Here is an 18,403-nt window from a genome sequence, read left to right as displayed (position 1 = left end):
TATTTCATTAGGAAATACTCAAAACTGATGGATGTTAGGAATTCTGTTAACTTTTATATGGTTAAATTAAAAAAAGATAATTAAGAGCGTCTTACCGATACTGTTTTCTATGGTTCCAGATTTTCCTTAAACTACTGAGACCACCACAATTTTGGTTATATAAGTCCATACTTGTAGTTAATTCAGCTACTTTAAGACTTGCTTTACAACCATCTTTAATCAAACGTTTGCCCTGAGGTCTTTTCATCCGGGAAACCGCATGACTTATATCCTGTGTGGAAGCAACATCTATTCCTAAATCTTGAGCCAGATCATTACTTGCATGTTGAGTATGGAAACCCAAAATTTTTACTGCGGGAACTCCTAAAGCACCAGCTTCAATTGTCACGCCCATTCCTGCACAGTAAATTACTCCCTGTGAAGCATTCATCAAACTAATTAAATCAACATAACCCTCAACAACAAAAATATTGTTTTTAGTGATATGGGGGGTTATAGTAGATGTTTCAAACCTAAATGGAATGACCAATATTGTTTTATCTATTTTTTCCACTTCTTTAATTATTCCGAGAATATCAGAAGCTCTTGTATCTCCACCTAAAAAAAGAACATAAAAATCATCATGTTGGTACTGTTCATAAATTTTCTCGGGTTCTATTATTGGAACTCTGCTTACGTATTCAGCCTGAGGATATCCTTTTATATTTACAGTATTTGTAATATCGTACAATTCTTCTAATTGTTTCATAGCCACCTTATTTGGAACAGTGATTAAGTCGGCATATGCTATCATTTCTATCGGGTTATAAATATCCTGTTCTATATGAAGTTTTGGCAAATTTAATTTTTTTGATGCTGCAATTCCTTTACGCACATCCCCGGCATTCCCGCATGTTAATGTTAAATCGATAGGATGTTTTTTTAAAGCCTTGTATGTGCGGATTGTATCTTTTAAAACAAGTTTGCCTATTGTAAAATTGCTTCTTTTCTTTGTCGTGTTCCTTCGACCTTCCCCTATTGAAAAAATTTCTTTACTGTAAGGACCCAATAATTCCATTGCCCCTTCACTATGAGTCAAAGATAGAATGTCTGCATCGACTTTTTCAATGATAGGAATTAAGGCTTTTGCAGGAGCCGTTTCTGCTACAACAGCGATATTCATTTATTACTCACCTTTTCTAAATTAACTGAATAAATTAATATAATTATTGAAATTAAATAGAATAAAATCACGACCAAATCGGTAGGTCCTGTTTCTATCCATATTATTAAATGAGCCATCAATATTGCATACAATGCAATGAAAATACTCTTGACATTGATCTGTACTTTATAAATTAAATTCATTATAAATCCTAAGATTATCATTTGCAATAGCATGGCATATGTTCCAAAATCCAACAGTGCAGGTCCAAAAATTGTTGAAGTTGTTGAATGTGCATGACCTAATGTTGTTGAGCCAACGATTACTCTTGGATCTGAAGATTTAAAAAATCCCATCAATGTATTGTATAATAATTGGCCGTGAGTGCTGCCCTGCAGAAACGCTGCATGGTCTAAGACCTGTAAGGTATATCCTGCCCTATAGAATAATAGTTCAATTGGAGTTGTTGTCCAGGTTTGCCATTCAATTGATTTAACTGCAACATATCCCACTACCACCAGCAATATGAATATGGCAATTATGGATAAGATCAAATATTTCCAAGGCAAATCCTTAGTGTAATACAGTGTTATCAATACGCTTATTACAATAGCCATTGCGGTTGTTCTATAACCTGTAGATACAAACAATAATAAACCTAATATAAACAGTAAATAATATTTCTTGTTATCATATTTTGCTATTAGAATATTAATAGAAGGCAAAAAGATTAGATAACTTAATAGCCATATCCTTGTTGCGGCACGTGCTTTAAGATAACCGCTAAATAAGGGAATTCCTCCCAAGTAGATTAGATTGGCTATTTGAAGTAAGATTCCAAGTATTACCATTGATAAAACTAAACGTTCCGAGAAAATTTTATCTATTTTTTCACTATTTAGATTAATTTCCTTATTCTTAAGAAAATAATTTGATAATGCAATTCCTATGATATAAAATACAATTCCTAAGAATATTAATCCGATAGTGTAAAGATTAACACCAATTAACTTATTTAAATGAGAATAAAAGGCTATTTCTGAAAACATTAAATAAATAATAATCAATAGAACAAATACCATTGGCGAAAAAATATCAAATTTTTTATAATCCATAGTCATCTACCATAAAATAGTTAATTAGCCTCAAATAAATACTAAATATATAATTATATTTTTATAAAGTTATATAAACATTTTATATATTGAATAAGTGAAGATTATGTCTAATAAGGTACTTAAGAATAGTTTCATTTTAGTAATAGGCAACTTACTTTTTAGAGTAGGGGGCTACATTAATAGACTATTAATGAGTAGAATGCTCGGACCTGAAGGATATGGGTTATATGGATTAACTTTACCGTTTCAAGGAATATTCCAAATTTTATCTGCTGGCGGATTACCTCCCGCAATATCAAAATATGTTGCAGAATATAATGCAAAAGATGAAAAGGCATTGACCCGACAAGTTATTTATACTGCAACCAAGTTCATGGTTTTAATGGCAATATTATTAAGCATTATCCTATTATTTTCATCAGATTTTATTGCAAACGTAATATTCCATAAACCACTAGTTGTATGGCCTTTAAGGGCTGTTAGTCTTATAACTCCTTTTAGTGTAATTGTTGGAGCTATGAGAGGCGCATTTCAAGGAGTTTATAAAAATGAATATACCGTATATAATAGGATGGCCGAACAGTTAGCAACAATTGTTTTTGCTGTCGTATTTGTTTATTGCGGATTATATGCTATGGGTGCCGTATTAGGGGGAGCGTTTGGTTTCATAGTTTCGGCCATAACTGCAGTATTCTTGTATAAAAAATATATTAGCCCAATGTTCTATTCAGAAGATTCATTGGATTTAAGTTTTAAAGAAGAATTAAAATTATTATGGATGTTGATTTGTTTTGCAGTGCCTGTAGCTATTACTGCATTATCTGAAATGGCAATTTATGATGTTGGCACTTTAGTCATCGGTGTTTTTATGTTTTCTACAGATGTAGGGTTTTATAATGCTGCGGATCCTATTTCAAGAATTCCATTAGTTATTTCACTATCAATTTCAACAGTATTGCTTCCTGCAACAGCAGAGGCTTATGTTTTAAAAAATCAAAAGTTATTGCAGGAATATGTTGTAGACTGTTTAAGATACTGCATTCTTACAGTCATTCCTATGTGTGTAATTATAAGCATGTTCAGCACACCTATTATTCAATTACTCTTTGGAAACGTTTATAATCCGGGTTCAGGAGTTTTAAGTATCTTAGTAATAGGAATGTCTTTTTATAGCATATATATGATTAGTAGCAGCATACTTCAAGGTACTGGAAATCCTAGATTGCCAATGTATCTGCTGCTTTTTGGCACTCTAATAAATATTGTATTGAATGTATTTTTTGTTAACATAATGGGTATTATAGGTGCTGCCATAGCTACAACAATAACCACAGCCATATTAATGATTATTATAATGCTGTTAGTAATTAAGACTACAAAAATATCTGTCCCTTGGAAAAATATATTACTGGTGTTAATTTGCAATTTAATTTTAATGGTAGTCTGTTATGTAATTCCTAAAACATTAATCGGTTTTATCATAGGAAGCATAATAGGCAGTTCTATCTATCTTTTATCATTGATAAGGTTAAAAGTTTTAACAAAAAGAGATATAAGCTTTTTTAGCCAGTATATGAACAAGGTCCCTATACTAAAAAGATATACTCATAAAATAGTTAAATATATTGAAAAGAAAGGTCTAATATATAAAATTGAAGAGTAATGTGGAAATCCGGTTGTTATCATGTTTAATTTAAAAGATAAATTTGAATTTTTAGAGGATGGAGTTGATTTTCCTTTTTATAATGATGTTCCAAAGTTATCCGCAGCAGAATGGTTAATGTTACTCCTTTCAGTTATTAATGATTGCTTATATTACCATAAAAGATATGCCATTTAGGGAGAATAATTTTTCCCTGATACTTTTTTTATTGGGAGTAGTTCCGGCACTTTATATTTGTAAAGGAAATTACGGGTTATTTTTTAAGATTCCAAGATTAAAAGATATAAAACTTATTTTAGGATGTGTCATTGGAAATTATTTATATGTGTTCATAATAGCAATCATTTTATTTGGATTGGGCATACAGACTGCGACTCATGCTGGCAGTTCCGCACCGGTAACCCTAGCTCATTTTATAGACCAATTCATACAATTATGGGGTGAAGAGTTCCTTAAAATATTTGTTTTATTGCTGGTCATGTTCGGTGTATATAAATTTACAAATAATCGTAAGCTGTCTTTAATGTTAGGCGTTGTTGTCTCTTTGTTCCTGTTTGATTTACTTCATTGCAATACTTATGGCGGAAAAATATTACAAGTGTTATTAATTCAGGGTTTAGGTTCCATATTTGAGTTATATGCATATTTAAAAACCAAAAATGTGGTAGTATCATATATAATTCATGTAATTGTTGATTTAATCCCGGATATAGTACATTTATTGGGTTTGGCATAGGTATAAGTTAATTTGAATAAATCATTAACTCATACCTATTCACTTTAATTGATTCAATTCTAAATGGGTTATTTGAGAAAAATAAGCAAATAGTTATTATCCCATTTACGTATTCGCCAATGGATCCTGATTAGATGAGCGGGATTCTCAGTTAGATAGGGAATAGATGCTTTGAATGTTTCTTATAATTTGGCTAAAATAACTTTGTTAATATATTTTTGTTTAAAATGAATATTTTAATCTATAAATTGATTTAAATCTTTTATTTAGTGAATAACAATGTAAATGAGTACTTACATTCGAAAATCTTTATATGTGGTCAGTTTCATATAGTTATTTGTACTTAGAAAGTCAGAATTCAAAATTCTCTTTCATATAATAAATTTTGGTGATATTTATGGATATTAAAAAAATATTTTTCGCAATGATTGTTTGCGTACTTCTTGCAGGAGGAGTTTGTGCAGCAGGTGTAAACGATTTCAAAGTAGATGATACGTACAAAAATGTGTACAGCGATAAGTATTATTCAGCATATGCTAATGGAAATCAGGATGCTGGAATTTTAGTTTTTAAAAATGTAAATGACGATGTTTACGATGACATTGACAACGATGATGTTTTAGATCACGTAATTCATCATGACGGAAGAGAATACATTGTAGGTGATGACGATTTAAAACTTGATGTTAACTCAAATCACACTGCAAACTTCACTGATTATGAACACGTAACCCATGGTGTTTCAGAAGTAATCAAATCCGGTGATGAACAATACATTGTAGTTGCTTAGGCTAAAGATTCAACCAACATGACCACCGCTCAATTAGCTTCACTCTTAAGCAGCTTCAATAGCAACAACAGTGTTGAAGCAATTGCATTCTAAAACTGTAGTGTAACTATTCAAAAATAGTTAAATGGGAAACTAGTTTTCCCATTTTCCTCATTTTCTTTTTAATTTAATTTTGGAGAATAACTCCTCAAGTCTATTTTTTAAGATTCAATTCAATGAATTTAGTAATATTCGTCATCATCGTCTTCTGCTTCTTCAGTATGACGTTCTATTTTTTTAATCTTATCAATCTTTTTGTTGATTTCTTCTATACCTTCACCTTCAATTGCAGAAATGAATATTGAATTTTCTTCATCGTCAATATATTCCTTAAGGTATTCGGTATCTTCAATAAGATCCATCTTATTAAATAGGTAGATTATTGGTATTTCAGAAAAAATCTTTTCGATTTGTTTTAAAAGATTGTATTGGTTGTCTAAGTGGAATCCGCAGGTTTCAGATGCATCGAAAATAAATAATATGGCATCAGCCAAATGTTCAAGAGCCACTATAGCATTCATTTCAATATCATTCATTTCTAAAACGGGCCTGTCAAGCAATCCTGGAGTGTCGATAATCTGAATGTGTTTCCAGTGCCTTTCGGTGTGACCGATTTGTATACCTTTTGTGGTGAACGGATAATTTGCAACTTGAGGATCTGCGCCACTGATTTGCCTTAGCAATGTTGATTTACCAACGTTAGGAAAACCGGCAATTACAATTGTGGTGGCGTCAAAGTCAATAGTTGGCATATTCCTTAAGTTTTGTTTTGCAAAATCCAAAAAGTCCAAATCTTTTTTAATTTTTTCTACAACGGAAGCTATTCTTCCATAAGCTTGCTTTTGGATGGCAGTCGCTTTTTCGGATGGATTTTTCCTAATTTTTGCACCATATTCTTTTTCAAGTTGTGTTATAATGCCGTAAGCCCAATTAAGTCCTCCCAATGCCTGTTTCATATCATCTACACCAACAGTAATATCGATGTAGTCCTGATAAAACGGATGTAGTTCTTCGATTTCCGGAACGGCATCTATGATTGATTTTAGCTTATCTTTAATAACTTGACATGATGTTACTACTCTTCTTTCTTCAATTCTTTTACCTTTCAGATGTTTAGGTATTTTCTGGCTTCTGACCAGGTCTGCTTGCTTTTTACCCCTACTGAAACCCTTATCGAGCAATTCTTGTGTTGTAGGTATTGTCGGTATCATCATTTTAATCACTATTCAAAAATTTGTCCTTGGAATTTAAACACATCACAACTTTCATCCATCCAGCTATCTGCACTAATTCCAGCCTTCATACAGGTATGTTCTAAAAACTCTTCAATGCTGAACTTGTTTTCTGTTGCAACTTGTGGAAGCAATAGTCCTCGTGAATAACCCTTTTGGATAATTAATCCGTCACGTCCGATTTCAATCTCTTCAAAGTATTGGTCCGGATGGGCCACTATAATCATTTCAGGTTTGGTTAATACTGTAACTTCCAAATCTAGTTCTTTCAATTCATCTAAAGTCACTTGTGGAAATCTTGGATCGTTGACTGCCGCAGCGATTGCAACATCGATTGTTGCTTCAATTGCAGGCATTATAGGTTCGGCATATCCGATACATCCTCTTAAGTAATTATTTTTGTTCAATGTTACAAAAACCCCTAATTTTTCATCTAATTCAGTTGGATAACCTGTTCCTTTATCTAATTTTTCACCGGTTTCCAAATAATGTTTAATTGAATCTTTCGCTAATTCTACTAAGTATTTTCCAGCTCTATCACTTATCATTATCCCATTCCTCCAACTAATGCATTTAATATTCTTGTATGCGGTCCGCCATCACTAACAGGTACAGTTTGACCATCTTTTCCACAAAATCCAACGCTTAATTTAAAGTCATTGCCAATGGCATCTATGTTTTTTAATGTTTCTAAAATGTTGCCGGATAATGAAACATCCCTTAACGGTGTTGTAATTTCACCTTTTTCTATCAAGTAACCTTCATCTGCATTGAATTGGAAAATTCCTTTACATGTATCTACTTGACCTCCTTTGGAACCTTTAAGATAAATTCCGTCAGGAATATCTTCAATTAACTCTTCAAAGGTGTTGTCTCCTGGTTGAAGGTAAGTATTGCTCATTCTTACAATTGGCTGGTCAGATATTATTGATCTTGCATTTCCAGATGATTTCATACCTAATTTGGATGCGGTTTCTCTGGAATTTAAAAGTGAAATCAATTTACCTTCTTTAACTAATTGATTTGGCTTGGTCTTAATGCCTTCCACATCATAAGGGTAATATCCGAATCCGTCTTTTAAACTTGCATCATCAAAGATGTTCACAATATCTGATGCGATTTTTGTACCCATTTTATCTTTTAATATGGAATCGTTTTGTAATATTAAGTCAGCTTCAACAGCATGTCCTAATGCTTCATGGATTAAAACGCCTGTCAATTCAGGGTCTGCTATTATAGGAAAGTTTCCGGAAGGTGCAGGTTTAGCATCAAGTAATCTGATAGCTTGTTCACCTATTTTTCTACCAAACTCCTCAACATCAGCATCTGCTATTGCTTCGAATCCTTTCACTCCTCCAAGACTTCCATGTCCAAATTGGATAATTTCACCGTTGGTTGCAGATGCATTTAAAGCCATTCTCACCCGGCTGGTTTTAACTTGAATTTCGCTGCCTTCGCTGCTCATGAATAACTCATTCACATCACTATCCCCATAGCCCACGGTAGTGCTGTTGACTTTATCGATGCTTGCGGAATCAGCCGCCTGTTTCATAATGTCTTTTTTTTCTTCAATTGAAACATCTTTAAAAGGTATTTTAACATCAACTGCAACATTATCTTTGATGATTTCAGTTTCACTTAAACTAACATCTCCATTAAGTGAGTTTGAGAATTTAATGGCAGTTTCAGTAATTTCATTCATTTTAGATAAGTCTGTAGTATATGCAAAACCCCATGCTCCTTTATTTAGCACTCTTACTCTTGCAGCTAAGCTCATTCCAGTGTTAATTTCATCGACATTACCATCTTTCATCAATAATGAAGTATTTTCACCAATTCCTGCTCTAATGTCGATGTAATCTACTTGAGGCATTGTTTTTGCAATAATATTTTCGAATAGATTGATATATTCTTCCATTTTATCCCTCATTAAGAGTTAATATAAATATAATATTATATGTTTGAATTACATATTTAATAAAAGTTTTTTAATTAATTGTTTTTAACTAGTTTTATCTGTTTTGATTGACATAACTAATATACAAGTTTTTATAATAGGAAATATAATATAACACATGTTAATATTTTAGGTGATTGAATGATTGTTATTGTAGGTACTGGTGCAGGTGGAGGAATTTTGGCTCGTGAACTTTCATTGAATGGATTTCCCGTTACAATTTTAGAAAAAGGACCTTATATAAACTCAAAAGATGCATTTAATTATTATGATAAGTACTCTCAAGATGTGGATTTGCTGACAACGACCTGTGTTGGAGGAGCAACTATTGTAGCGCTGGCAAATATGGTGCGTGCACTTGATGATGAGTTGCTTGATTATGATATTGATTTAACAGAAGCTTATGAATATGTTGAAGATTTGGTGGATGTACATCAGTTGGATGATTCTCACATTGGAAAAGGTACACAGGCATTTTTAGATGCCGGCCGCGAACTTGGCCTCAACACTTTAAAAATGCCGAAAGCTATAAGGGAGAAGGATTGTACGCAGTGTGGAAGGTGTGCATTCGGATGTCCTAAGGATGCTAAATTTTCAGGAAAGGACTTTATCGATGAGGCAGTTGAGGCAGGAGCAGCACTGATTTGTGAAGCTGAAGTAACTGAAATATTAAATGAAAATGGTGAAGTTTCAGCTGTAAAATACATTAAGGATGATGTGGAGCAGATAATCGAAGCAGATAAGGTGATCCTATCCGCGGGGGCCATCGGATCTACTTTAATCTTGAGAAAATCAGGATTTGACCAAGCCGGCCGTGAGATATTTTTCGATCCGTTCGTAACAGTTGGGGGGTATCTAAAAGACATCAACTTCAATACTGAAGTTCAGATGGCTGGTTTGATAATCGGTGAAAATTTTGTTTTAGCACCGCATTTCTCATCATTTATCCGTGCAAATATTCCGGATGATAGTGTCACCGATAAAGACATTTTAAGCATCATGGTTAAAACTCCTGATGAATGCAAAGGGTTTGTAACAGATGATGGGGATGTTGTTAAAATAAATACCATTCAGGATATCAGATATTTGGCTGAAGGAACTGCTACTGCAGGATTTGTTTTAGAAAAAGCGGGTGTTGACCCAACAACAATCGGTTCAACTGTTTATAGGGGTGCGCATCCGGGAGGAACTGCAAAGATTGGTGAAATCGTTGACAGCAATCTGGAAACTGAAATTAAAAATTTGTTTGTTTGCGATGCAAGTGTATTGCCAATATCACCTGGAAAGCCACCTATATTAACAATACTTGCATTAGCTAAAAGATTGGCGGATTATATAAAAAATGAATAGAAGATTATTCGAATTGTTTATCGATATCTTCTGTTTTTATTAATTTTTCACAGTAATGGCATCTGACAACGGGAGGATACTTGTTAATTACATTGAAAATTGGTGTAATAGGTTCATTTTCATAATTTGTTATACATTTTGGATTTGTACACTTAATTATTGATGTAATTTTTTCAGGAAGAATTATCTTATCCTTTTTAATAGGCTTATAATCTCTAATAATGTTTATTGTAGCCTTTGGAGCAATCAAAGCAATTTGATTCAGTTCTTCATGATCCAATTCCCTATTTTCAATTTTCAAAATGTCCTTTCTGCCTATTTCCTTAGAAGATACATTCATGGCTATTGTGACATTTTTGGTTTCATTATCGGGGAGTCCTAAAATTTTAAGAATGTGCAATGCTTTATTGGCAGTAATATGGTCAATTACAGTTCCATTTTCAATAGCTCGTATTTTCAATTCGGATTTTTCATTTTCAATCAATTTAATCTACCTTATATACATTTTTAAATCTTTCATTTCGATAATTGCTTCAGTATCGTAAACTATCTTTTCAGGACTTTTTCCTTTAGTGGCAATAGTAAAGCTTTCGATAACTCTTGCTCCACGCATTTTAACCTTTTCTTCAAGTCTTTCAATGTTTGTATCGCCACGGTTATTGTCCATTGTAGCGAATAACATCACATCTTTTCCAGTTAAGTTGCATCTATCGATAATTGTTAAGATTGCAGGTGTTGGGTTTCCAGACCAGGTAGGTGTTCCGAATATTATGGTATCATATTCGGTCAGGTCTACTTTGGCAGGAACAATATTGGTTTTACTTTCTCTAAATGCATTAATTGAAGCAAATATTTTGTTTTTAAAACCGTCACGATTTTTCAAATCATGAATTCTTACGGTACTTGCTTTTAAGTTTTTTGCTAATGTTTTAGCTACTAATTCAGTAGTTCCCCCTTGTGAATAATAAATTATTAATGTAGCCATTTTATCATCGCCAATTATTTTTTTTTTAAGGATGTGTTCCGAAGTGTGTCAATCCCACATGTTCATCAATGCCAAGTAGGATATTCATGTTTTGTATAGCTTGGCCGGATGCACCTTTAACGAGATTGTCAATTGCTGAGAGCATAACAAGTCTTCCGGTTTCATCAATTTCAAATCCACCGATATGTACAAAGTTGGATCCTCTAACGGCACTTAAATGAGGGATTTCTCCTTCATCCATAAGTTTGATAAAGTACTCATCACCATATTCTTTTTCATACAATTCTCTAATTTCATCTGGAGTAATGTCCAAACATTCTTCTTTTAAGAAGCTGTGGCTTGTAGTTTGAATTCCACGGTTTACAGGCACTAAATGAGGTGTAAATGAAACTTTCACATCATCAAATCCATGTAATTCCTGTTGTATTTCAGACATGTGTCTGTGTGATGAAATCTTATATGGATTCACATTGTCTGCAATATTAGAATAATGTGTGGTTGCGGATGGGTTAATTCCTGCGCCGCTAACTCCAGTTTTTGAATCTAAAATTATTCTTTCCACTAAATCATTTTTTACTAACGGATATGAGGATAAGATTGCTCCTGTTGGGAAACATCCAGGATTAGCTACCAGGTTAGCCTTTTTGATTTCGTCTCTGTATAATTCAGGAAGTCCGAATGCTCCTTTATTTTCCTTATCCGTGTGTTCCATGCCATACCATTTTTCGTAAACTGCTGTATCCCTGTATCTGTAATCTCCACTTAAGTCAACTACTTTTGCACCGGTCTCTAAAATCTCTGGAACAATTTTCATTGATGCACCGTGAGGGGTTGCAGTAAACACTACATCAGCATCAAGTTCTGATGGACTTTTGTTATTAAATTCAAGTCCTGAGTCTCTTATTTGCGGATGAATTTTATGTGCTGGTGTGCCATCATACTGTCTTGAAGTAATATCACTTATTTCTACTTCAGGATGGTTTAATAACATTCTCAAAAGTTCTCCGCCGGTATATCCACTTGCACCTATAATTGCTACTTTAAACATTTATAATCTCCTTAATCTTCACAGTTATCTAATATTTTTCCTTCAAAGTTCGTATTTTTAATTTTTTTAATTATTTTGCAGCTGCTGTCAAGTTCATCTTTATGATAAACTTTAACACGTTGCACACGTGCTTTAAGACCTCTTTTTTCCACTTCCTTTTGTAATTTTTCAACATTATGGGTTTGGTCAGGCCCTATAGCTATAATGTCAGGGTCAATATCTTTAACGATTTTAAAGATATCTCCATCTTCGTTACCAAGATAAGCTTCATCAACGGGTTTTAACATTTTAATCAATTCTAAACGTTGATTTTCTCCAACAATTGGGACTCTTTTTCTTTTCTCTACAGTGGAATCCCTTGCCACCACTACATAAAGCTTGGAATTATATCCTCCAAGATTTTTCGCTTCTTCCAAGTAAACTCCATGTCCCGGATGGAGCAAATCGAAAGTTCCACTTGCCATTACTTTTTTCATTCAATTACCTCTTTTGGTATTTTAATGCTTCAGTCAAATCAATCTTATCAGTATAAAGTGCAGAACCAATAACAACTCCTTCCACACCACTTTCATTTAATTTTTTAATATCTTCTATTGTTGTAATTCCTCCGGAATAGACAATAGGCAAATCTACTGATTTCTTAAGTTTTTCTACAGGTTCTGTGTAAAATCCGCCTAAAAGCCCTTCAACATCTACATTTGTAAATAGGATGCTTCCAGCACCATGATCTTTAAACTCCTGTGATATTTCAGTTGGGCTTTTGTCAATTTTTTCCTGCCATCCTTTGATAACTACCTTGTTGTCTTTGCTGTCCAGTGAAATCATTATCCTGTCAGAACCATATTCATCTGAAAGCTTTGTAATTGTTTCGGGGTTCTGGATTCCCATAGTTCCGATAATCACTCTTTCGATATCTAAATCCAAAAGTTCACGAGCATATTCCACACTTCTGATTCCACCACCCAGTTGAATTGGAACGGAAACTTCTTTCAGAATTCTTTTAATGATGTCGAAGCTGGCAATGCCATTGATGGTCCCATCCAAATCAATGACATGGATATTTTTAGCTCCCAAATCCTCCCAATGTTTTGCAACAAGTTCTGGATTTTCTATTTCGACCATTTCACTTCCAGGTTCGCCCTGAACAAGCTGTACGCATTTTCCATTCTTAATGTCGACTGCAGGCATTATCAACATTTCATCTTTTTTAAATGACATCTACATTTTTCCTGTAATATTTTATTATAATATAATTTCTGTTTTAAAATCTTTTATATCTATTGTTTTGTAACATTTTTTTTAAAAAAAATTTTATAATATTTATAGAGCACCAATTACATATTTTTTTTTTTAGTTGATATTACGTTGGGAGATATTATGAGAAACATTATTATAGTAGATTGCATCTCCACTGGGGTAAATTTCATAGGTGATATAATAAATAGGGGTTATAATCCAATTGTATTGGAATTAAAAGACACCAGTTCAGATGTTGAAGGTTATAAGGCAATGCTTAAGAAACACTATGATCGTATTGATGAAAAATTTGAGATGATTTTTGAAAAGGAAACTTATGAAGAAACTCTTGAAGAAGTTCGAAAACTCAATCCTGAATTGGTTTTGCCAGGCAATGAACATGGAGTTGTTTTAGCAACTAAATTATCCAATGATTTGGGTCTTCTGTGCAATTCCATAGAAAATCTGGATGCAATGACCTTAAAAGATGAAATGCATAACAGGATTGCTCAGCATGGGCTCAGGTCAATTCGGGGAAGAAAAATCCGGTCAGTTGAGGAAGCCATAAAATTTTATGATGAGGAATCTTTAGGTGAGGTTGTTATTAAGCCGTTGTATAGTGCAGGGTCTGCCAGTGTGCGCATTTGTGTAAACAAAGAGGAAATGGTGGATTCAATCAAAGAATTATTCCATTGTAAAAATTATTATGGGCAAGAGAACAAAGAGTTATTGGTTCAGGAGCGCATAAAGGGTGAGGAGTATATTGTCAATACAGTTTCCCACAAAGGACATCATTATGTAACTTTAATTTGGAAATACAGTAAAGTAAAAACTTCCGACGGAGCCATTGTATATGATTCTGTCGAAACCATTGATGCTTTGGGTATTGGTGAAGCTGAAGTTGTTGAATATGCGTATGGTGTGGCTGATGCCTTGGAATCGAATACGGTCCGGTTCATGGGGAGTATATGCTTGATGAAAAAGGTCCGGTACTCATTGAAGTCAATTGCCGCCCTTGCGGTGGAAACATGCCTGCAAAATTTTTAGATAGGATTTCTGGCCAGCATGAAACCGACAGCATCCTTGATTCATATCTAAAGCCTAAAAAATTTTTCAATAAGGCAAAGCAAAGATACAGATTGATTGCACATGGCGCTTTGAAAATGTTTATTGTCCCTGAGGATATTCTAGCCAGATCTTCTTCATGGGGTAATATAAGTCTGAACCTGAAAAGTTTTTATAAATCTAATTTTGATGAAATAGTTGCTGATGGAATATTTTATGGCAAAACAGTAGATTTGAATTCTGCTTATGGTATCATATATCTGGTAAATGAGGAAAAGGGTGTTCTGCATGAGGATATAACTTTCTTAAGAAGCATTGAAAAAAATGCATTTTCATTAATCTTAAGTTCTGAATTAGATAAAATTCATGAACTGGATGAAGATAAGTTGACTGAAGAGCTTAAAAAAGTTGTTGATTTGACTGTAGAAAATGGAACCGGGCTTTTAATCACAGACCAATTTCTGGATAACCCGAATATCGTACAGATAAGTGCTGATGAGATTGATAGTATTAATCAGGGATTTGATTATATTATCGTTAATTTAAATAAGAGTTTAATTGGAAGAAGAGATGATCTTGCCGTAGAAATTATCTTAAAAATATTCTCAAATATCAGATATGGTGGAACGATTTTTGTTCCGGAGACAACCTACAAATATATTCCGGGTCAAAGAAAAGGTCTTGAAGCACTGCTGATTAATTCGAATTTAAGAATAGAACTTCCGATACATGGATTAAATACGGGAATTATGGCTTCAAAAAGAATTTTGGAATAAAAGTTTACTTTTGCTTAGAAACACTTGCCATGTGTGAGGAATGCAACAAGTTCTTCTTCGGTAATTCCATTTTTTCATTCTCATTAATTTTTAGGCATACCTAAATTTTAAATACTTGAATTAATATATTATTAACTAAATAATATAATTTATAAGAAGGCTATTTTAATGAGTACAATAATTGAATTTAAAAATGTTGATAAGATTTATAAATCTGGAGATCACATTTTAAAAGCTATGGATTCTGTCAATTTTACAATTGGCGAAGGGGAGTTCGTTGTAATCCTTGGACCATCTGGTGCAGGTAAATCAACACTTTTAAACCTTTTGGGAGGTCTTGATACAGTTACCTCCGGTGAGATTATTGTAAATGGAAATCATGTTGAATCATTTGATGATAATCAACTTACAGATTACCGGGCAAAACATGTGGGATTCATTTTCCAGTTTTATAATTTGATTCCGAATTTAACAGCTCTTGAAAATGTTGAGCTTATGAAAGACATTGTAGATGTGGATATCAATGGATTGAATGTTCTGGACTCAGTTGGACTAAAGGACCATGCCAGTCAATTTCCAGCACAGCTGTCCGGTGGGGAACAACAGAGAGTATCTATTGCAAGAGCAGTAGCTAAACAGCCTACAATGCTTTTATGTGATGAGCCAACCGGAGCACTTGACTCAAAAACTGGTGTTTTAATCTTAAATCTGCTTCAGGATATGAGTAATAACAAAGATACAACTGTTGTCATCGTTACACACAATGCAATCTTGGCTGAAGCTGCAGATAAGGTAATCAGGATTAAAAACGGCCAAATAGAAAGCATAGCCATAAATGAAAATCCAAAAAAGGTCACTGATTTAGAATGGTGAGTTTATGCTTTTCAAAAAGATGTTGAGAGACATCCGCAAGCACAAAACTCAATTTATATCTATTTTTTTAATGGCATTTCTAGGAGTATTTGTTTTTGCTGGTGTCGGCGGAGAATCAGTAGGCCTTGAAGTTAATAGTGACAGTTTTTATAATGATACCAACTTAGCGGACGGTTGGATTTACTCAGCTAATCTGGATGATGATTTTCTGGATGATGTAAACAGCTTGGGTCCAACCACACAGATGGAAAGGCAATTGGTCATAGATTCGGTTGCAGACTTTTCAAACGATCCGGAAATTACTCTGCATTTCGTTGAAAACAATACAATTTCGAAATTCTATCTGGTTGATGGGGAACCATTAAACATTAGTGATGATGACGGAGTATGGTTGGATAAAAGTTTTGCAGATGCTAAAGACCTGAAAGTTGGAGATAACATCACCTTCGAATTCAACGGACTTGAAATTGAAAAAGAAATCAAAGGAGTAGGTTACTCTCCGGAATATGTTTATCATGCTTCAAAATCATCTGTAATCCCGGATTTCTCCAAAATAGGTTTTGCATATTTATCTTATAAGGCATTTCCAATTGATGATGTTCCATATAATGTTTTAAATGTGAAGTTTGATGGAAAAGCCGATACTTTCAATAATCTATTGTCTGATAAATTGGATGGGGATTACAATTCATTTGTTGAAAGGTCAGAGCATAGCAGTGTAAGCCAATTTTCAGAAGAGATGGACCAGCATAAAATGATGTCAGGAATTTTCCCTGTAGTATTTATAATGATTGCAATGCTGATTCTATTGACAACAATGACAAGAATAATTGCCCATCAGAGAACACAAATCGGTATTTTAAAGGCGTGCGGTTTTAAGGACAGGGCCATAATGTTTCATTATGTATCATATGGATTCTGGTTAGTTTTGGTTGGTTCCATTTTAGGTCTGATTGTCGGACCGATGACCTTGCCTAAACTGTTTTATCCATCAATGAGTTCCACTTATATATTGCCTTCATGGCAACCTGCATGGAGCATGGATTTTGTATATGTTGCAGCGGCAATGATTGTACTGTCAGTATTGGTTTCATATTATGCTGTAAAAAGTATTTTCAATGAAAATCCTGCAGATACAATAAGGCCAAAGGCCCCTAAGGTGTCTTCATCAGGTTTCGTAGAGAAATTTGGATTTTGGAAGCATTTATCTTTCAATGCTCGTTGGAATTATCGTGATGCAAAAAGAAATAAATTCAGAGCTTTAATGACCATAATCGGAGTTATTGGTTGTACTGCACTTTTAATATCTGCATTCGGAATGTATGATGGAATGAATGATTTGAAAGAGTGGGAATTTAATCAAATTAACCATTATGATTCCAAATTGGTTATAGATGATGAAGCAAGCCTGTCTGAAATTGATGATGTTGCGGATGAGGTTAACGGTGATAAGATAATGGAATCAGCCATTGAAATAGAGTCCGATTCGGCCAAGAAGTCAGGTTCTCTATTGGTTTTAAACAATACTGATTTGATAACTCCTACCGATTATAATTGGAATAGGATTGAAATAGCGGATGATGAAGTTTCCATCTCACAAAAAATGGCTGATATGTTGGGTGTCGATGTTGGAGATACAGTTAAATGGCATATAATGGGTTCCGATAAATGGATCAAGACAAAAATAGATAAAATCCATGCCGATCCTACTTCTCAGGGTTTCATAATGTCCAGCGATAAACTTGAAGATTTGGATTTGAACTACACTCCGACAAGCATTGTCACAAGTGAACATGTGGATAAAAATTACTCAGCCATTAAAACAGCCAATTCAATGAAGGACATGACTTCCAGTTGGGATGAACTGACTGAAGCAATGTGGCTGCTGATATACATTTTAATATTCTTCGCATCTCTTCTAGCAGTTGTGGTTCTTTATAATTTAGGACTGTTGTCCTTCACTGAAATTGAACGTGAAATAGCCACATTAAAGGTTTTGGGTTTCAAAACAGGGTCCTTAAGAAGGCTCTTGCTGACACAAAACTTATGGTTTACAGCAATTGGATTTGTTTTGGGTATTCCAATTGGTTATTACATATTAAAGGTAATGTGGGAGTCTTCAGGCGATTCATTTTATATTTTGCCTTCCATAACTCTTACAAATGTGATAATAACAGCTTTGATAACATTTTCATTATCAATTCTTGTAAACTTGATGTTTTCACGCAAGATTAAGAATTTGGACATGGTGGAGTCCCTAAAAGGTGTTGAATAGATTTCTATCTATTCACACTTAATTTGGGTCAAAATTGAATAAATCTTATTTTTTTAGCTTTTGCAGATAACTATCACTATTTTAACAGGGTCTTTTCGCTTCAATGCTTGATGTTA

General features: G+C 33.8%; 18 protein-coding genes. 8 read left to right on the top strand and 10 right to left on the bottom strand.

The features are described from left to right. Window positions 1-91: 91 nt before the first annotated feature. Window positions 92-1,162: a hypothetical protein gene (locus E7Z77_RS04610; RefSeq protein WP_292750770.1), complete on the bottom strand. Its 1,071-nt coding sequence runs from the start codon at window positions 1,160-1,162 to the stop codon at window positions 92-94. Then, the gene (locus E7Z77_RS04605) at window positions 1,159-2,259 is read right to left on the bottom strand and encodes an oligosaccharide repeat unit polymerase family protein (RefSeq protein WP_292750768.1); all 1,101 of its coding nucleotides are present in this window, start codon (window positions 2,257-2,259) and stop codon (window positions 1,159-1,161) included. Before E7Z77_RS04605 ends, E7Z77_RS04610 begins: the two co-directional genes overlap by 4 nt. Before the next feature lie 106 nt (window positions 2,260-2,365). On the opposite strand from E7Z77_RS04605, the gene E7Z77_RS04600 reads away from it, so the two are divergent. The 3 genes from E7Z77_RS04600 (at window position 2,366) to E7Z77_RS04590 (ending at window position 5,451) form a co-directional block, all read left to right on the top strand. Further along, the gene (locus E7Z77_RS04600; RefSeq protein ID WP_292750766.1) at window positions 2,366-3,925 is read left to right on the top strand and encodes a flippase; all 1,560 of its coding nucleotides are present in this window, start codon (window positions 2,366-2,368) and stop codon (window positions 3,923-3,925) included. 208 nt (window positions 3,926-4,133) lie between these two features. Next, a complete protein-coding gene (locus E7Z77_RS04595; protein WP_292750764.1) occupies window positions 4,134-4,661 on the top strand; it encodes a CPBP family glutamic-type intramembrane protease in 528 nt (175 codons plus the stop codon). Window positions 4,662-5,058: 397 nt separating this feature from the next. Then, on the top strand, window positions 5,059-5,451 hold the full coding sequence (locus E7Z77_RS04590) for a hypothetical protein (RefSeq protein ID WP_292750762.1): 393 nt from the start codon (window positions 5,059-5,061) through the stop codon (window positions 5,449-5,451). Window positions 5,452-5,672: 221 nt separating this feature from the next. Here the strand turns inward: E7Z77_RS04590 and E7Z77_RS04585 are convergent, their stop codons facing one another. Genes E7Z77_RS04585 through E7Z77_RS04575 form a run of 3 tightly spaced genes read right to left on the bottom strand, consistent with a single transcriptional unit; the run spans window position 5,673 to window position 8,640 of the window. Then, entirely contained in the window at window positions 5,673-6,704 is a 1,032-nt protein-coding gene (locus E7Z77_RS04585) for an NOG1 family protein (RefSeq protein WP_292750760.1), read from the bottom strand. An 8-nt stretch (window positions 6,705-6,712) separates the two neighbouring features. Next, window positions 6,713-7,270, bottom strand: a complete 558-nt coding sequence (locus E7Z77_RS04580; RefSeq protein ID WP_292750758.1) for a TIGR00296 family protein — start codon at window positions 7,268-7,270, stop codon at window positions 6,713-6,715. Continuing rightward, complete coding sequence (locus E7Z77_RS04575; protein WP_292750756.1) at window positions 7,270-8,640, bottom strand: TldD/PmbA family protein; 1,371 nt, start codon at window positions 8,638-8,640, stop codon at window positions 7,270-7,272. The genes E7Z77_RS04580 and E7Z77_RS04575 overlap by 1 nt, the downstream gene beginning before the upstream one ends. A gap of 180 nt (window positions 8,641-8,820) precedes the next feature. Between E7Z77_RS04575 and E7Z77_RS04570 the strand changes: the two genes are divergently transcribed. Beyond that, a complete protein-coding gene (locus E7Z77_RS04570) occupies window positions 8,821-10,029 on the top strand; it encodes a GMC family oxidoreductase (protein WP_292750754.1) in 1,209 nt (402 codons plus the stop codon). Window positions 10,030-10,033: 4 nt separating this feature from the next. On the opposite strand, the gene pyrI is transcribed toward E7Z77_RS04570, so the two are convergent. The 5 genes from pyrI to hisA are packed head-to-tail and all read right to left on the bottom strand — an operon-like array spanning window position 10,034 to window position 13,280. Further along, window positions 10,034-10,513, bottom strand: coding sequence for an aspartate carbamoyltransferase regulatory subunit (gene pyrI, locus E7Z77_RS04565; RefSeq protein ID WP_292750752.1), 480 nt, complete (start codon window positions 10,511-10,513; stop codon window positions 10,034-10,036). Between the two features lie 6 nt (window positions 10,514-10,519). Next, a complete protein-coding gene (locus E7Z77_RS04560; RefSeq protein ID WP_292750750.1) occupies window positions 10,520-11,014 on the bottom strand; it encodes a flavodoxin domain-containing protein in 495 nt (164 codons plus the stop codon). Window positions 11,015-11,039: 25 nt separating this feature from the next. Further along, window positions 11,040-12,062, bottom strand: a complete 1,023-nt coding sequence (argC, locus tag E7Z77_RS04555) for an N-acetyl-gamma-glutamyl-phosphate reductase (protein ID WP_292750749.1) — start codon at window positions 12,060-12,062, stop codon at window positions 11,040-11,042. A gap of 11 nt (window positions 12,063-12,073) precedes the next feature. After that, a complete protein-coding gene (locus E7Z77_RS04550) occupies window positions 12,074-12,538 on the bottom strand; it encodes an FAD synthase (protein WP_292750747.1) in 465 nt (154 codons plus the stop codon). A gap of 4 nt (window positions 12,539-12,542) precedes the next feature. After that, entirely contained in the window at window positions 12,543-13,280 is a 738-nt protein-coding gene (gene hisA / locus E7Z77_RS04545) for a 1-(5-phosphoribosyl)-5-[(5-phosphoribosylamino)methylideneamino]imidazole-4-carboxamide isomerase (protein ID WP_292750745.1), read from the bottom strand. A gap of 159 nt (window positions 13,281-13,439) precedes the next feature. Here hisA and E7Z77_RS04540 point away from each other — a divergent pair, with 159 nt between their 5' ends. From E7Z77_RS04540 to E7Z77_RS04525, 4 genes are all read left to right on the top strand, one after another. After that, on the top strand, window positions 13,440-14,345 hold the full coding sequence (locus E7Z77_RS04540; protein ID WP_292750743.1) for an ATP-grasp domain-containing protein: 906 nt from the start codon (window positions 13,440-13,442) through the stop codon (window positions 14,343-14,345). After that, window positions 14,267-15,139, top strand: coding sequence for a hypothetical protein (locus tag E7Z77_RS04535; RefSeq protein ID WP_292750741.1), 873 nt, complete (start codon window positions 14,267-14,269; stop codon window positions 15,137-15,139). Before E7Z77_RS04540 ends, E7Z77_RS04535 begins: the two co-directional genes overlap by 79 nt. 168 nt (window positions 15,140-15,307) lie before the next feature. Next, complete coding sequence (locus E7Z77_RS04530; protein ID WP_292750739.1) at window positions 15,308-16,012, top strand: ABC transporter ATP-binding protein; 705 nt, start codon at window positions 15,308-15,310, stop codon at window positions 16,010-16,012. Window positions 16,013-16,016: 4 nt separating this feature from the next. Beyond that, window positions 16,017-18,287, top strand: a complete 2,271-nt coding sequence (locus E7Z77_RS04525) for an FtsX-like permease family protein (RefSeq protein ID WP_292750737.1) — start codon at window positions 16,017-16,019, stop codon at window positions 18,285-18,287. Window positions 18,288-18,403: the final 116 nt, after the last annotated feature.

This window comes from Methanobrevibacter sp. (genome assembly GCF_015062985.1).
GTDB lineage: Archaea > Methanobacteriota > Methanobacteria > Methanobacteriales > Methanobacteriaceae > Methanocatella.
Note: the sequence above shows the minus strand (reverse complement) of the source record. Positions and strands in the feature narration are given on the sequence as shown.